This window comes from Streptomyces sp. cg40, assembly GCF_050320165.1.
In the GTDB taxonomy this organism is placed as follows: Bacteria; Actinomycetota; Actinomycetes; order Streptomycetales; family Streptomycetaceae; genus Streptomyces; species Streptomyces hokutonensis.
Genome location: NZ_CP190128.1, coordinates 8,189,024 through 8,204,408 on the forward strand (window position 1 = coordinate 8,189,024; position 15,385 = coordinate 8,204,408).

General features: G+C 65.1%; 11 protein-coding genes and 3 rRNA genes. 10 read left to right on the forward strand and 4 right to left on the reverse strand.

The window, feature by feature from the left end; translation table 11 throughout:
- Nucleotides 1-67: 67 nt before the first annotated feature.
- Both ACQHII_RS36950 and ACQHII_RS36955 read left to right on the forward strand, forming a co-directional pair.
- Nucleotides 68-307 (forward strand): chaplin, encoded by a 240-nt coding sequence (locus ACQHII_RS36950; protein WP_427923339.1) that lies wholly within the window; start codon nucleotides 68-70, stop codon nucleotides 305-307.
- A 212-nt stretch (nucleotides 308-519) separates the two neighbouring features.
- Nucleotides 520-759: a chaplin family protein gene (locus ACQHII_RS36955; protein WP_019067389.1), complete on the forward strand. Its 240-nt coding sequence runs from the start codon at nucleotides 520-522 to the stop codon at nucleotides 757-759.
- A gap of 210 nt (nucleotides 760-969) precedes the next feature.
- Here the strand turns inward: ACQHII_RS36955 and ACQHII_RS36960 are convergent, their stop codons facing one another.
- Nucleotides 970-1,758 (reverse strand): hypothetical protein, encoded by a 789-nt coding sequence (locus ACQHII_RS36960; protein WP_427923340.1) that lies wholly within the window; start codon nucleotides 1,756-1,758, stop codon nucleotides 970-972.
- 132 nt (nucleotides 1,759-1,890) lie between these two features.
- Between ACQHII_RS36960 and ACQHII_RS36965 the strand changes: the two genes are divergently transcribed.
- The 3 genes from ACQHII_RS36965 (at nucleotide 1,891) to ACQHII_RS36975 (ending at nucleotide 4,287) form a co-directional block, all read left to right on the forward strand.
- Nucleotides 1,891-2,682, forward strand: a complete 792-nt coding sequence (locus ACQHII_RS36965) for an ABC transporter ATP-binding protein (RefSeq protein ID WP_356059125.1) — start codon at nucleotides 1,891-1,893, stop codon at nucleotides 2,680-2,682.
- A gap of 80 nt (nucleotides 2,683-2,762) precedes the next feature.
- Complete coding sequence (locus ACQHII_RS36970; RefSeq protein WP_427923341.1) at nucleotides 2,763-3,197, forward strand: NfeD family protein; 435 nt, start codon at nucleotides 2,763-2,765, stop codon at nucleotides 3,195-3,197.
- 130 nt (nucleotides 3,198-3,327) lie between these two features.
- Nucleotides 3,328-4,287, forward strand: a complete 960-nt coding sequence (locus ACQHII_RS36975) for an SPFH domain-containing protein (RefSeq protein WP_427923342.1) — start codon at nucleotides 3,328-3,330, stop codon at nucleotides 4,285-4,287.
- Between the two features lie 67 nt (nucleotides 4,288-4,354).
- On the opposite strand, the gene ACQHII_RS36980 is transcribed toward ACQHII_RS36975, so the two are convergent.
- The 3 genes from ACQHII_RS36980 to ACQHII_RS36990 all read right to left on the reverse strand — a co-directional run bounded on the left by ACQHII_RS36980 (nucleotide 4,355) and on the right by ACQHII_RS36990 (nucleotide 6,369).
- On the reverse strand, nucleotides 4,355-4,861 hold the full coding sequence (locus ACQHII_RS36980; protein WP_427923343.1) for an HNH endonuclease: 507 nt from the start codon (nucleotides 4,859-4,861) through the stop codon (nucleotides 4,355-4,357).
- Nucleotides 4,862-5,006: 145 nt separating this feature from the next.
- A complete protein-coding gene (locus tag ACQHII_RS36985) occupies nucleotides 5,007-5,546 on the reverse strand; it encodes a YbhB/YbcL family Raf kinase inhibitor-like protein (RefSeq protein WP_427923344.1) in 540 nt (179 codons plus the stop codon).
- 40 nt (nucleotides 5,547-5,586) lie between these two features.
- On the reverse strand, nucleotides 5,587-6,369 hold the full coding sequence (locus ACQHII_RS36990) for a sporulation protein (RefSeq protein WP_427923345.1): 783 nt from the start codon (nucleotides 6,367-6,369) through the stop codon (nucleotides 5,587-5,589).
- A 137-nt stretch (nucleotides 6,370-6,506) separates the two neighbouring features.
- Here ACQHII_RS36990 and ACQHII_RS36995 point away from each other — a divergent pair, with 137 nt between their 5' ends.
- From ACQHII_RS36995 to ACQHII_RS37015, 5 genes are all read left to right on the forward strand, one after another.
- Nucleotides 6,507-7,148 carry a DNA-3-methyladenine glycosylase gene (locus ACQHII_RS36995; protein WP_427923346.1) on the forward strand — a complete coding sequence of 214 codons (642 nt, stop codon included), beginning with the start codon at nucleotides 6,507-6,509 and terminating at the stop codon, nucleotides 7,146-7,148.
- A gap of 537 nt (nucleotides 7,149-7,685) precedes the next feature.
- A 16S ribosomal RNA gene (locus tag ACQHII_RS37000) occupies nucleotides 7,686-9,211 on the forward strand.
- Between the two features lie 315 nt (nucleotides 9,212-9,526).
- A 23S ribosomal RNA gene (locus ACQHII_RS37005) occupies nucleotides 9,527-12,649 on the forward strand.
- Nucleotides 12,650-12,755: 106 nt separating this feature from the next.
- Nucleotides 12,756-12,872, forward strand: a 5S ribosomal RNA gene (gene rrf, locus ACQHII_RS37010).
- The 16S, 23S and 5S rRNA genes sit together here, the layout of an rRNA operon.
- A 1,587-nt stretch (nucleotides 12,873-14,459) precedes the next feature.
- Nucleotides 14,460-15,359, forward strand: a complete 900-nt coding sequence (locus tag ACQHII_RS37015; protein ID WP_427925494.1) for a hypothetical protein — start codon at nucleotides 14,460-14,462, stop codon at nucleotides 15,357-15,359.
- The last annotated feature ends 26 nt before the right edge of the window (nucleotides 15,360-15,385 follow it).

Below are 15,385 nucleotides of genomic sequence, written 5' to 3' on the forward strand. Positions count from 1 at the left end.
TGGATCTCCACCGTTCTCCCATGCGTGCCGCGGCGCCTGCCGCGGTGATCGCTAGGAGGGCTCAGAAGTGAAGAACCTGAAGAAGGCAGCGGCCGTGACGATGGTGGCCGGCGGGCTGGTAGCCGCCGGTGCCGGGCTGGCCTCCGCCGACAGCCTGGCGAACGGCCAGGCCGTCGGTTCGCCCGGCGTCGGCTCGGGCAACGTCGTCCAGGTCCCGGTGCACGTCCCGGTGAACGCGGTGGGCAACAGCGTGAACGTCATCGGCGTCCTGAACCCCGCCTTCGGCAACCTGGGCGTCAACCACTGACGCACGTCGCTCCGCGACAGTGACCTCCGGCCTCCCGGGCGCTCCCGGGAGGCCGGTCTGCTCGTCCGCTGGTCACCTCGTCGGCTTGTCGCGCCAATGATCCGAACGGGCAGTCAAACGCGCATTCCCGTGCCGTTTCCGGCACCACCTGCGTTGTTCAGCGCACGACCCGCGGCCGGGTCGGTCACGCAATCGCAGGAGGAACGCTTCTCATGAACATCGCCAAGAAGGCCGCCGTGGCCCTCACCGTCGCCGGTATCGCCGCTGGCGCCTCCGCCGGTGCCGCTGTCGCCGACGCGGGTGCCGACGGCGCGGCCGTGAAGTCGCCGGGTGTCGGTTCCGGCAACGTCGTCCAGGTCCCGGTCCACGTCCCCGTCAACGTCGTCGGCGACAGCGTCAACGTCATCGGCCTGCTGAACCCCACGTTCGGCAACAAGGGCATCAACGGCTGACACCCACAGCTGTAAAGAAAGGGCCCCGAGAGTCAACGACGACTCACGGGGCCCCTTCTGTGTTTTCAGCCCGCCCGGTGCCTTCAACGTGGGCCCGCACAATCAGCCCCGTCCGGCGTTTGAGGACGAGGCCCCTTCAAGGCCGACGGGGGCCTGGGGGCGGAGCCCCCGGACGCCCACACCAACACCGGACACCACACAAGCCGACGCTCACCGCACCCCCTTCTCCCGCTCCTCCACAACGGAGTTGTACGCCGCGACCTGCGCCCGCCGAGCCGTCCGCTCCACCGGCCGCAACGCCTCCGCCCGCACCGCCATCTCGGACGCGCTCACCGCACCCCCGTGCCCGCTCTCCCGGGCCAGGGACACCAGCAGCCCCACCCGCTGCGCCAGCTCCAACACCCGCACCGCGCGCGGCGGATACCCCGGCGCCAACACCTCCCGCCCCCGCTCCGCCCGCGCGCGATACGCGTCGAGCGCCGCCTCCGCGACCGGCCCCGACCCGGCCACGTCCAGCCGCGACAACACCGCCGTAGCGTCCCGCAGCGCCTCCGCGAGCTCCCGCTCGGCCTCCCCGAGCGAGGGCACATCGGCGGGCGGCGCCTCCCGCACCGGCAGGCAGTGCCAGACGACCTCGACATGCACATCGCCGGCGGGACCGGCCTCGTACACCTCGGGAACGAGGCCGAGCGCGGCGCCGTAGCAGATCACCGCCTCCTCGGCCTCCAGGGCCCGCGCGTTGAACGCGGGCGGGCCGCTCAGCCCCAGCGGGTGTCCCGAGGTGGGCAGCGCGACCCGGAGTCCGGTCACCCCGAGGGTGCGCAGTCGTCCCAGCGCGAGTGTGAGTCCGACGGGCGCCGACTCGCCCGGCAGCCCTTCCACCCGGTGCACGGCGTCCTCGCCCACGATGGCGAGTACGGCGTCGTCCGGTGAGACAAGACCGGCCAAAAGGGCGTTTCCCCAGGCGGCGAGGCGTCCTGATCGTGGTTCCGAAAGCATGCCCCCCACCCTAAGGACCGGACCGATGGGATGGACCGCCCGGCCGGTGGCGTAGATTTCTTCGAGGGCTGCGCCTACCGGCGCACGCGACAGCCGAGACAGGCCGACGATGCAATGGGAGACAGCGCGCTCATGAGCGATGTTCTGGAGCTGGAGGACGTAACCGTGGTCCGGGAGGGCCGGGCTCTGGTGGACCAGGTCTCCTGGTCGGTCAAGGAGGGCGAGCGCTGGGTCATCCTCGGCCCGAACGGCGCCGGCAAGACCACCCTCCTGAATGTCGCGTCCAGCTACCTGTTCCCCAGCAGCGGCACCGCCACCATCCTCGGCGAGACCCTCGGCAAGGTCGACGTCTTCGAACTGCGCCCCCGCATCGGCGTCGCCGGTATCGCCATGGCCGAGAAGCTCCCCAAGCGCCAGACCGTCCTCCAGACCGTGCTGACCGCCGCCTACGGCATGACCGCCGGGTGGAACGAGGACTACGAGGACATCGACGAGCAGCGCGCCCGCGCCTTCCTCGACCGCCTCGGCATGAGCGACTACCTGGACCGCCGCTTCGGCACCCTCTCCGAGGGAGAGCGCAAGCGCACCCTCATCGCCCGCGCCCTGATGACCGACCCCGAGCTGCTCCTCCTCGACGAGCCCGCCGCCGGCCTCGACCTCGGCGGACGCGAGGACCTCGTACGCCGCCTCGGCCGCCTCGCCCGCGACCCGATCGCCCCCTCCATGATCATGGTCACCCACCATGTAGAGGAGATCGCCCCCGGCTTCACCCACGTCCTGATGATCCGTCAGGGCAAGGTCCTCGCCGCTGGCCCCCTTGAGCTCGAACTCACCGCGCGCAACCTCTCCCTCTGCTTCGGCCTCCCGCTGATCGTCGAGCAGGTCGGCGACCGCTGGACCGCACACGGTCTCCCCATGTCCTGACCGAACTCCCCTGAAAAATACGGGTCGTACGGGCATATGCGCCCTGTCCGCGACCCGACCCGCCGCCCTACCATGACCTTGTGAACGACATCGGCGCATGGGTGTGGTGGCTCGTCGGCGCGGCGGCACTCGGGATCCCGCTCGTGGTGACCGCCATGCCCGAGTTCGGCATGCTCGCCGTGGGCGCGGGCGCCGCCGCGGCCACCTCCGGGCTTGGCGGGGACCCCGTCGTCCAGGTCCTCGTCTTCGCCGTCGTATCGGTGGCCCTCATCGCCGTCGTACGGCCCATCGCGAACCGGCACCGCTCCCAACGCCCCCAACTCGCCACGGGAGTGGACGCGTTGAAGGGTAAACAAGCGGTCGTCCTGGAGCGTGTGGACGGCTCGGGCCACGGCCGGATCAAGCTCGCCGGCGAGGTCTGGTCGGCCCGCGCGCTCGACACCGACCGCGCCTACGAACCGGGCCAGGAGGTGGACGTCGTGGAGATCGAGGGAGCCACCGCGATCGTCATCTGACCTCGCAGGACTCAACTGAACCGAACAGCACACGAGTTGCGTGACGGTCTGACAGACTCGACCAGCAAGATCTTCAACAACCATAAGATCTTCCGAAAGCGCCGAGGCGGAGAAGGGTACGGGGAGCACGATGGAACCGGTCATCATCGTCTTGATCATCCTGGTGGTGTTGGTCTTCATCGCTTTGATCAAGACGATCCAGGTCATCCCGCAGGCAAGTGCCGCGATCGTGGAGCGGTTCGGCCGCTACACACGGACACTCAACGCGGGACTCAACATCGTCGTCCCGTTCATAGACACGATCCGAAACCGCATCGACCTGCGCGAACAGGTCGTACCGTTCCCGCCGCAGCCGGTGATCACCCAGGACAACCTGGTCGTCAACATCGACACGGTCATCTACTACCAGGTGACGGACGCGCGGGCCGCGACCTACGAAGTGGCCAGCTACATCCAGGCAATCGAGCAGCTCACGGTCACCACGCTCCGCAACATCATCGGCGGCATGGACCTGGAGCGGACGCTGACCTCCCGCGAGGAGATCAACGCGGCCCTGCGCGGAGTCCTCGACGAGGCGACGGGCAAGTGGGGCATCCGCGTAAACCGCGTCGAACTCAAGGCGATTGAGCCCCCGACCTCCATCCAGGACTCGATGGAGAAGCAGATGCGCGCCGACCGTGACAAGCGCGCCGCGATCCTCACCGCGGAGGGCACCCGCCAGGCGGCCATCCTCACCGCGGAGGGCGAGAAGCAGTCCCAGATCCTGCGCGCCGAAGGTGAGGCCAAGGCGGCCGCCCTGCGGGCCGAGGGCGAGGCCCAGGCCGTCCGTACGGTCTTCGAGGCCATCCACGCCGGAGACGCCGACCAGAAGCTCCTGAGCTACCAGTACCTCCAGATGCTCCCGAAGATCGCCGAAGGCGACGCCAACAAGCTCTGGATCGTCCCCAGCGAAATCGGCGACGCCCTCAAGGGCTTGTCCGGCGCGATGGGCAACATGGGCCCGTTCGGCAGCGGTTCGGGAGGCGGCGGAGGCAACTCCGGCAACTCGGACGGCAATTCGGAACGCAGGGAGAAGCCGTCCATCGACTGACGGACCTGTTCTACGACACTGGGGCCCACCTCCCGCAGGAGGTGGGCCCCAGTTCAGTTCACGCGCCCTACGCCGCGGGCTGCACCAGCCACTCCGGCAAGGCGTCGAAGTCCTCGGTCCCCAGCGCCAGCAGCATCGCGTCAGCCGGCGTCGGCTCGAACGGACGCCGCAGCAACGGCATCCCGGCCTGCTCCGGAGTCCGGGCCGCCTTGCGGTGGTTGTCCTCCGCGCACGAGGCCACCGTGTTCAGCCAGGAGTCCTGACCACCCTGCGCCCTGGGCACCACATGGTCGACCGTCGTCGCCCGCCTGCCGCAGTACGCGCACCGGTGCCGGTCCCGGACCAGCACACCGCGCCTCGACCACGGAGCTTGTCTTCGGAACGGCACCCTCACATACCTGCACAACCGGATCACCCGGGGGGCCGGTATATCAACTGCGGCTCCGCGCATACGCAGTTCGGGGTGGGCCTGCTCGACGACAGCCTTGTCCTGGAGCACCAGAACGACGGCTCGATTCAACGACACCGTCGACAGCGGCTCGAAGCTCGCGTTCAGCACCAGCGTGTCCCGCATCCAGCCCACCTCCCGTGTGCAATCGGCCCACCGCCTGGCGGGCTTGGATCAACTCTGGCCGGGCACGCCGAGATGGACAACGCAATAAAAACTGCCCGCCTCTGATCAATTCCATGACCAGAGGCGGGCAAACGTTCAATGAACGTCAGTCTTCGACGGGCGCTTCGTACTCACCGATCAGCTGGGCACGTGCCAGAGCGTGGAACCGCAGGTTGAATCCGACGACCGCCGGAGAAACGTCCGAGTCCGGACCGAGCTTCTCCGAGTCCACGGCGTACACCGTGAACACATAGCGGTGCGACCCGTCCCCCGGCGGCGGAGCGGCCCCACCGAAGTCCTTCGACCCGTAGTCGTTCCGCACCTGTACGGCGCCCTCGGGCAGTCCCTCGAACTTGCCGCTGCCCGCACCCGTCGGCAGCTCGGTCACCGAGGCCGGGATGTCGAACACCGTCCAGTGCCAGAACCCGCTCCCCGTAGGGGCGTCCGGGTCGTAGCAGGTCACGGCGAAACTCTTGGTCTCGGCCGGGAAGCCCTCCCACCGCAGCTGCGGCGAGGTGTTGCCGGCCGCGTAGACCTGAGCGTCCTTGAGCGTCGCCCCCGGCTCGACGTCCTCACTCGTCACCGTGAACGACGGCACGGGCGGATGGAAGTCATGGGGGAGAGGTCGCCGCTTCGGCTCGGTCACCTTGGTACCTCCTGATCGGAATCTTCAGTACGTCCCGAGCCTAGAACCAGTTGCGCTTGCTGCCGACCTCGGAGATCCACTGGTTGAGGTACGCGGCCCAGTCGGTCCCGTGGAAGTCGTGCTGGCCCACCTGGAAGGAGCGGAAGGTGTCACTGCCCTCGCTGAACAGGCCCGGCTTCTTGTCCATCTCCAGGATGACGTCCATCGCGTTCTCGTCGGCGACGAAGGTCAGCTCGACCTGGTTCAGCCCCCGGTACTGCGACGGCGGGTGGAACTCGATCTCCTGGTAGAACGGCAGCTTCTGCCGCGTCCCACGGATGTGACCGCGCTCCATGTCCGCGTTCTTGAAGCGGAAGCCCAGCTGGATGAAGGCGTCCAGGATCGCCTTCTGCGCGGGCAGCGGGTGCACGTTGACCGGGTCCAGGTCACTGGAGTCCACGGCCCGCGCGATGGCCAGCTCGGTGCTCACCCCGATGTGCATCCCGCGCAGCGCCTGACCGTCGATCATCGTGACCGGCGTCTCCCAGGGGATCTCCAGACCGAACGGCACGGTGTGCGCGGCCCCCGCCTGCAACTCGAAGGCACCACCCAACCGCACCTTCGTGAACTCGATGTCCTGCTTGTACTCCTGGTCGCCGCTCTCGACCTCGACCTTGGCCTGAAGTCCGACCGAGAGCCCCTGGATCTCCTGGTTCACGGACCCGCCCTGGATCCGCACCTCGCCCTGGACCACACCACCAGGAACGACGTTGACCTCGGTCAGCACCGTCTCCACCGAAGCCCCGCCGGCCCCCAGGCTCGCGAGCAGCTTCTTGAACGCCATGACTCTCCCTTTACGAATGGACCCTTGATCCCTACAAACGCGATCCGACCGCGACCGGTTCCGCGCCACACCCTGGCAAGCGGACCGAACCTTGACCACCCCTTGGCACAAGCGCGTCTGGACTACGCTCGGACGCCATGATCGCGCCCCCGGACCGTAAGCCACTCCCCAGAGAGTTCTTCGACCGCCCTGTACTGGAGGTCGCCCCCGACCTCCTGGGCCGCCTACTCGTCCGCACCACCCCCGACGGTCCGATCATCCTGCGCATCACAGAGGTCGAGGCCTACGACGGCGGAAACGATCCCGCCTCCCACGCCTATCGCGGCCCGACCGCGCGCAACGGCGTGATGTTCGGCCCACCCGGGTACGTGTACGTCTACTTCACCTACGGCATGTGGCACTGCATGAACCTGGTGTGCGGCCCCGAGGGCACGGCAAGGGCGATCCTGCTCCGGGCCGGCGAGATCGTCGAGGGCGCCGAACTGGCCCGCAAACGTCGACTCTCGGCCCGAAATGACAAAGAACTGGCCAAAGGCCCCGCCCGCCTGGCCACCGCCCTGGACGTCGACCGCTCCCTGGACGGCACGGACGCGTGCACCACGGGCGAGACACCCTTGCGCGTCCTGGCCGGTACCTCCGTGCCGTCCCATCAGGTAAGCAACGGCCCTCGCACCGGAGTGTCCGGAGAGGGCGCGGTCCACCCGTGGCGGTTCTGGATCACCAACGACCCTACGGTGAGCCCTTATCGGGCCCATACGCCAAGGCGTCGGTCAAGTTGACGCGCCGTGGCGGGGTGCGTAACGTAGCCCGAGCCGCTTGACCCGGGTACGGCATTCGCCTGCAGCCGGAAGCGGCCAACCCACTACCTACGACTCCCTCTCAGCAGGGGCGCGTTCAGCATGCCCGCATGCCTGAATTCGAACTTGCGGAACTCGATTATGAGCTGGCGAGGGAATCGGCTAACGTAGTGAATGTCGAAAGGCCGACAGGCGAAAGCCCAAAGCGTTTTGACAATCCCAACCGACAGGGAATCGGGACCGGAAACGGTCTGATAGAGTCGGAAACGCAAGACCGAAGGGAAGCCCGGAGGAAAGCCCGAGAGGGTGAGTACAAAGGAAGCGTCCGTTCCTTGAGAACTCAACAGCGTGCCAAAAATCAACGCCAGATATGTTGATACCCCGTCTCGGGCCGTCGATAGTGATGGTTGGAGCGAGGTTCCTTTGAAGAAAACATACAGCGAGGACGCTGTGAACCGTCGGGCCTATTCCGCCCGGGGGTTCCGCTCTCGTGTGTGTGCACCGGATAACCGGTAAACATTCACGGAGAGTTTGATCCTGGCTCAGGACGAACGCTGGCGGCGTGCTTAACACATGCAAGTCGAACGATGAACCACTTCGGTGGGGATTAGTGGCGAACGGGTGAGTAACACGTGGGCAATCTGCCCTGCACTCTGGGACAAGCCCTGGAAACGGGGTCTAATACCGGATAATACTCCCGTACTCATGTGCGGGTGTTGAAAGCTCCGGCGGTGCAGGATGAGCCCGCGGCCTATCAGCTTGTTGGTGAGGTAATGGCTCACCAAGGCGACGACGGGTAGCCGGCCTGAGAGGGCGACCGGCCACACTGGGACTGAGACACGGCCCAGACTCCTACGGGAGGCAGCAGTGGGGAATATTGCACAATGGGCGGAAGCCTGATGCAGCGACGCCGCGTGAGGGATGACGGCCTTCGGGTTGTAAACCTCTTTCAGCAGGGAAGAAGCGCAAGTGACGGTACCTGCAGAAGAAGCGCCGGCTAACTACGTGCCAGCAGCCGCGGTAATACGTAGGGCGCAAGCGTTGTCCGGAATTATTGGGCGTAAAGAGCTCGTAGGCGGCTTGTCACGTCGGGTGTGAAAGCCCGGGGCTTAACCCCGGGTCTGCATTCGATACGGGCTAGCTAGAGTGTGGTAGGGGAGATCGGAATTCCTGGTGTAGCGGTGAAATGCGCAGATATCAGGAGGAACACCGGTGGCGAAGGCGGATCTCTGGGCCATTACTGACGCTGAGGAGCGAAAGCGTGGGGAGCGAACAGGATTAGATACCCTGGTAGTCCACGCCGTAAACGGTGGGAACTAGGTGTTGGCGACATTCCACGTCGTCGGTGCCGCAGCTAACGCATTAAGTTCCCCGCCTGGGGAGTACGGCCGCAAGGCTAAAACTCAAAGGAATTGACGGGGGCCCGCACAAGCAGCGGAGCATGTGGCTTAATTCGACGCAACGCGAAGAACCTTACCAAGGCTTGACATACACCGGAAAGCATTAGAGATAGTGCCCCCCTTGTGGTCGGTGTACAGGTGGTGCATGGCTGTCGTCAGCTCGTGTCGTGAGATGTTGGGTTAAGTCCCGCAACGAGCGCAACCCTTGTCCTGTGTTGCCAGCGTGCCCTTCGGGGTGACGGGGACTCACAGGAGACCGCCGGGGTCAACTCGGAGGAAGGTGGGGACGACGTCAAGTCATCATGCCCCTTATGTCTTGGGCTGCACACGTGCTACAATGGCCGGTACAATGAGCTGCGATACCGTGAGGTGGAGCGAATCTCAAAAAGCCGGTCTCAGTTCGGATTGGGGTCTGCAACTCGACCCCATGAAGTCGGAGTTGCTAGTAATCGCAGATCAGCATTGCTGCGGTGAATACGTTCCCGGGCCTTGTACACACCGCCCGTCACGTCACGAAAGTCGGTAACACCCGAAGCCGGTGGCCCAACCCCTTGTGGGAGGGAGCTGTCGAAGGTGGGACTGGCGATTGGGACGAAGTCGTAACAAGGTAGCCGTACCGGAAGGTGCGGCTGGATCACCTCCTTTCTAAGGAGCACTTCTTACCGATCCCTCCGGGGTGAGGTCAGAGGCCAGTTCATCGGCGAACGTCCGGTGCTGGTTGCTCAAGGGTGGAACGTTGATTATTCGGCCAGGGTCTGGGTCACAGGCTTGCGAGTACTGCTCTTCGGGGCGTGGAAAGCATGACCTGCGGACAGGGACTGGCCGGGCACGCTGTTGGGTGTCTGAGGGTACGGCCGTGAGGTCGCCTTCAGTGCCGGCCCCAGTGAACTCCGGTGGTAGCCGGGGGTGATGGGTGGTTGGTCGTTGTTTGAGAACTGCACAGTGGACGCGAGCATCTGTGGCCAAGTTTTTAAGGGCGCACGGTGGATGCCTTGGCACCAGGAACCGATGAAGGACGTGGGAGGCCACGATAGTCCCCGGGGAGTCGTCAACCAGGCTTTGATCCGGGGGTTTCCGAATGGGGAAACCCGGCAGTCGTCATGGGCTGTCACCCATACCTGAACACATAGGGTATGTGGAGGGAACGCGGGGAAGTGAAACATCTCAGTACCCGCAGGAAGAGAAAACAACCGTGATTCCGGGAGTAGTGGCGAGCGAAACCGGATGAGGCCAAACCGTATGCGTGTGAGACCCGGCAGGGGTTGCGTATACGGGGTTGTGGGATCTCTCTTTCACAGTCTGCCGGCTGTGAGGCGAGTCAGAAACCGTTGATGTAGGCGAAGGACATGCGAAAGGTCCGGCGTAGAGGGTAAGACCCCCGTAGTCGAAACATCAGCGGCTCGTTTGAGAGACACCCAAGTAGCACGGGGCCCGAGAAATCCCGTGTGAATCTGGCGGGACCACCCGCTAAGCCTAAATATTCCCTGGTGACCGATAGCGGATAGTACCGTGAGGGAATGGTGAAAAGTACCGCGGGAGCGGAGTGAAATAGTACCTGAAACCGTGTGCCTACAAGCCGTGGGAGCGTCGCGCATCAAGTTTACTTGGTGCGTCGTGACTGCGTGCCTTTTGAAGAATGAGCCTGCGAGTTTGCGGTGTGTTGCGAGGTTAACCCGTGTGGGGAAGCCGTAGCGAAAGCGAGTCCGAACAGGGCGGTTTAGTAGCGCGCTCAAGACCCGAAGCGGAGTGATCTAGCCATGGGCAGGTTGAAGCGGAGGTAAGACTTCGTGGAGGACCGAACCCACCAGGGTTGAAAACCTGGGGGATGACCTGTGGTTAGGGGTGAAAGGCCAATCAAACTCCGTGATAGCTGGTTCTCCCCGAAATGCATTTAGGTGCAGCGTCGTGTGTTTCTTGCCGGAGGTAGAGCACTGGATAGGCGATGGGCCCTACCGGGTTACTGACCTTAGCCAAACTCCGAATGCCGGTAAGTGAGAGCGCGGCAGTGAGACTGTGGGGGATAAGCTCCATGGTCGAGAGGGAAACAGCCCAGAGCATCGACTAAGGCCCCTAAGCGTACGCTAAGTGGGAAAGGATGTGGAGTCGCAGAGACAACCAGGAGGTTGGCTTAGAAGCAGCCACCCTTGAAAGAGTGCGTAATAGCTCACTGGTCTAGTGATTCCGCGCCGACAATGTAGCGGGGCTCAAGCGTACCGCCGAAGTCGTGTCATTCCAGCACATACGCCCAACGGCGGCTGGGATGGGTAGGGGAGCGTCGTGTGCCGGGTGAAGCCGCAGCGGAAGCTAGTGGTGGACGGTTCACGAGTGAGAATGCAGGCATGAGTAGCGATACACACGTGAGAAACGTGTGCGCCGATTGACTAAGGGTTCCTGGGTCAAGCTGATCTGCCCAGGGTAAGTCGGGACCTAAGGCGAGGCCGACAGGCGTAGTCGATGGATAACCGGTTGATATTCCGGTACCCGCTGTGAAGCGTCAAACATCGAGCATCGTGATGCTAAGGCCGTGAAGCCGTTCCGGACCCTTCGGGGAATGGAAAGTGGTGGAGCCGCCGGTCCAAGCGGTTAGTAGGTGAGTGATGGGGTGACGCAGGAAGGTAGTCCATCCCGGGCGGTGGTTGTCCCGGGGTAAGGGTGTAGCCCGTCATCTAGGCAAATCCGGATGACATGAGGGTGAGACCTGATGCCGAGCCGATTGTGGTGAAGTGGATGATCCTATGCTGTCGAGAAAAGCCTCTAGCGAGTTTCATGGCGGCCCGTACCCTAAACCGACTCAGGTGGTCAGGTAGAGAATACCGAGGCGTTCGGGTGAACTATGGTTAAGGAACTCGGCAAAATGCCCCCGTAACTTCGGGAGAAGGGGGGCCATCACCGGTGATCCGTTTTACACGGTGAGCTGGGGGTGGCCGCAGAGACCAGCGAGAAGCGACTGTTTACTAAAAACACAGGTCCGTGCGAAGCCGTAAGGCGATGTATACGGACTGACGCCTGCCCGGTGCTGGAACGTTAAGGGGACCGGTTAGTCACTCTTCGGGGTGGCGAAGCTGAGAACTTAAGCGCCAGTAAACGGCGGTGGTAACTATAACCATCCTAAGGTAGCGAAATTCCTTGTCGGGTAAGTTCCGACCTGCACGAATGGCGTAACGACTTCTCGACTGTCTCAACCATAGGCCCGGTGAAATTGCACTACGAGTAAAGATGCTCGTTTCGCGCAGCAGGACGGAAAGACCCCGGGACCTTTACTACAGTTTGATATTGGTGTTCGGTTCGGCTTGTGTAGGATAGCTGGGAGACTGTGAAGCCTGGACGCCAGTTCGGGTGGAGTCGTCGTTGAAATACCAGTCTGGTCGTGCTGGATGTCTAACCTGGGTCCGTGATCCGGATCAGGGACAGTGTCTGATGGGTAGTTTAACTGGGGCGGTTGCCTCCTAAAGAGTAACGGAGGCGCCCAAAGGTTCCCTCAGCCTGGTTGGCAATCAGGTGTTGAGTGTAAGTGCACAAGGGAGCTTGACTGTGAGACCGACGGGTCGAGCAGGGACGAAAGTCGGGACTAGTGATCCGGCGGTGGCTTGTGGAAGCGCCGTCGCTCAACGGATAAAAGGTACCCCGGGGATAACAGGCTGATCTTCCCCAAGAGTCCATATCGACGGGATGGTTTGGCACCTCGATGTCGGCTCGTCGCATCCTGGGGCTGGAGTCGGTCCCAAGGGTTGGGCTGTTCGCCCATTAAAGCGGTACGCGAGCTGGGTTTAGAACGTCGTGAGACAGTTCGGTCCCTATCCGCTGCGCGCGCAGGAACATTGAGAAGGGCTGTCCCTAGTACGAGAGGACCGGGACGGACGAACCTCTGGTGTGCCAGTTGTTCTGCCAAGGGCATGGCTGGTTGGCTACGTTCGGGAGGGATAACCGCTGAAAGCATCTAAGCGGGAAGCCTGCTTCGAGATGAGTGTTCCCACCCACTAGATGGGTTAAGGCTCCCAGTAGACGACTGGGTTGATAGGCCGGATCTGGAAGCCCAGTAATGGGTGGAGGTGACCGGTACTAATAGGCCGAGGGCTTGTCCTCAGTTGCTCGCGTCCACTGTGTTAGTTCTGAGACAACGAACAGTTGTCGGCTAGAGCTTGAACCACACAAAAGAAAAGTGTGCTTGTTCGCTCGAAACCATTAGGGTTTCGGTGGTCATAGCGTGAGGGAAACGCCCGGTTACATTCCGAACCCGGAAGCTAAGCCTTACAGCGCCGATGGTACTGCAGGGGGGACCCTGTGGGAGAGTAGGACGCCGCCGAACAATCTTTGGAGGACCCCTGGTCCCAGCGTTCACGCTGGGACCAGGGGTCCTTTTCTTTTTCTCGTTTTGAGCACAGGCACAGCCCGGAGCGCGCCGAGTACCTGGCTGCGCGAGAATGACTTGCGGTACCGAAGACAGGAGTCACCGATGTCCACCAACTCTCCCGAGGACCGACCGGAGCGCGACGAGCGGCGACGGGACAGTGGTGACCGCGGCGACCGTGGCGGGTACCGCGGAGGCCCGAGCCGTAGCAACGATCGTGGCAACGACAACCGTGGCAGCTACCCCCGCCGTGACGACCGTGGCGGCAGCGGTGGCGGTGGCGATCGCGGTGGGTACCGCGGGCGCGACGACCGTTCCGCCGGCCCGCGTCGCGATGACCGTTCCGCGGCTCCTCGTCGTGATGACCGGCCCTCCGGTCCCCGTCGTGATGACCGCGGCGGCGAGCGCGGCGGGCGTCCCGGTGGCTTCCGTCGTGACGACAGCCGTGGTGAGCGTCCGCCGTTCCGGCGCGACGACCGCAGCGACAGCCGAAGCGACAACAGGGGCGGCGAGCGTCGCGACGACAACCGTGGCGATCGCGGTGGCTTCCGGCGCGATGACAGCCGTGGTGAGCGTCCGCCGTTCCGTCGTGACGACAACCGCGGTGGCGGTGGTGGCGGTTTCCGTCGTGACGACAGTCGCGGTGAGCGTCCGCCGTTCCGGCGCGACGACCGTGACAACCGGGGCGAGCGTCCCGCCTTCCGGCGTGACGACGACCGCGGTGACCGTGGCAGCTACCCCCGCCGTGACGACCGTGGCGGCAGCGGTGGCGGTGGCGATCGCGGTGGGTACCGCGGTCGCGACGACCGTTCCGCCGGCCCGCGCCGTGACGACCGTCCGGCCGGTCCCCGTCGTGATGACCGCGGCGGCGAGCGCGGCGGGCGTCCCGGTGGTTTCCGTCGTGACGACAGCCGTGGTGAGCGTCCGCCGTTCCGCCGCGACGACCGCAGCGACAGCCGAAGCGACAACAGGGGCGGCGAGCGTCCTCCCTTCCGTCGTGACGACCGGCGTGACGACCGGCGTGACGACCGTAGGGACGACCGCCGTGACGGTGACCGTCCCGCTTTCCGGCGCGATGACGACCGCGGTGACCGTGGCAGCTACCCCCGCCGCGACGACCGTCCGTCCGGCCCGCGTCGTGATGACCGTGGTGAGCGTCCGGCCTTCCGTCGTGACGACAGTCGCGGTGAGCGTCCGCCGTTCAGGCGCGACGACCGTGACAACCGGGGCGAGCGTCCCGCCTTCCGGCGCGACGACGACCGTGGCGAGCGCGGCAGTTACCCCCGTCGTGACGACCGTTCTGCGGGCCCGCGTCGCGACGACCGTCCGGCCGGCCCCCGCCGGGATGACCGCGGCGGCGAGCGCGGAAGCCGTCCCGGTGGTTTCCGCCGTGACGACAGCCGTGGTGACCGTCCCGCGTTCCGCCGTGACGACGACCGCGGTGGCTACCCCCGCCGCGACGACCGTCGGGGCGACGACAGGCGCGGTGGCGGCCGGTTCCGGGACGACCGGGAGCGTGACCGCGACCGTGAGCCGATCAAGCGGCTGCCGATCCCCGAGGACGTCACGGGCGAGGAGATCGACAAGGACGTACGCCAGGAGCTGCTGAGCCTGCCGAAGGGGCTCGCGGAGGACGTGTCGAAGAACCTGGTGATGGTCGCCCGGCTCATCGACGAGGACCCCGAGGGCGCCTACGCCTACTCCAAGATCGCGCTGCGGCTGGCGTCGCGTGTCGCCGCCGTGCGTGAGGCGGCCGGGTTCGCCGCGTACGCGAACCAGAAGTACAGCGAGGCGCTGGCCGAGTTCCGGGCTGCGCGGCGGATGACCGGCAGTGTGGACCTGTGGCCCGTGATGGCCGACTGCGAGCGTGGGCTCGGGCGGCCGGAGAAGGCGCTGGAGATGGCCGGGGCCCCCGAGGTCCACAAGCTCGACAAGGCGGGCCAGGTCGAGATGCGGCTCGTCGCGGCCGGCGCCCGGCGTGACATGGATCAGCTCGACGCGGCCATCGTCACGCTCCAGAGCCCCGAGCTGGCCTCGAACACCGTGCAGCCGTGGACCGCGCGACTGCGGTACGCCTACGCCGACGCCCTGCTCGCCGCCGGGCGTGAGGACGAGGCGCGGGAGTGGTTCGCCAAGGCCGTGGAGTCCGACAAGGACGGCAGCACGGACGCGTCGGACCGGCTCGCCGAGATGGACGGTGTCGAGTTCGTCGACGCGTTCGTCGAGGACGAGGCGGACGAGGACGAGGACGTCACCGACGGCGAGACCGAGACCGAGATCGAGATCGACGACGAGGTCGAGCTCCAGGCCGAGGCCTCCGTAGCCGACGAAGTGGATGTCGACGACGAGGACGACGACCTCGAGGACGATGAGGACGACGACGAGGCCGAGCCCGTGGCCGAGCCGACCGTCGCCGTCGAGGCCAAGGACGCCGACAAGGACTGACGGCAGCGCACGTCGGCAGCAGTGAC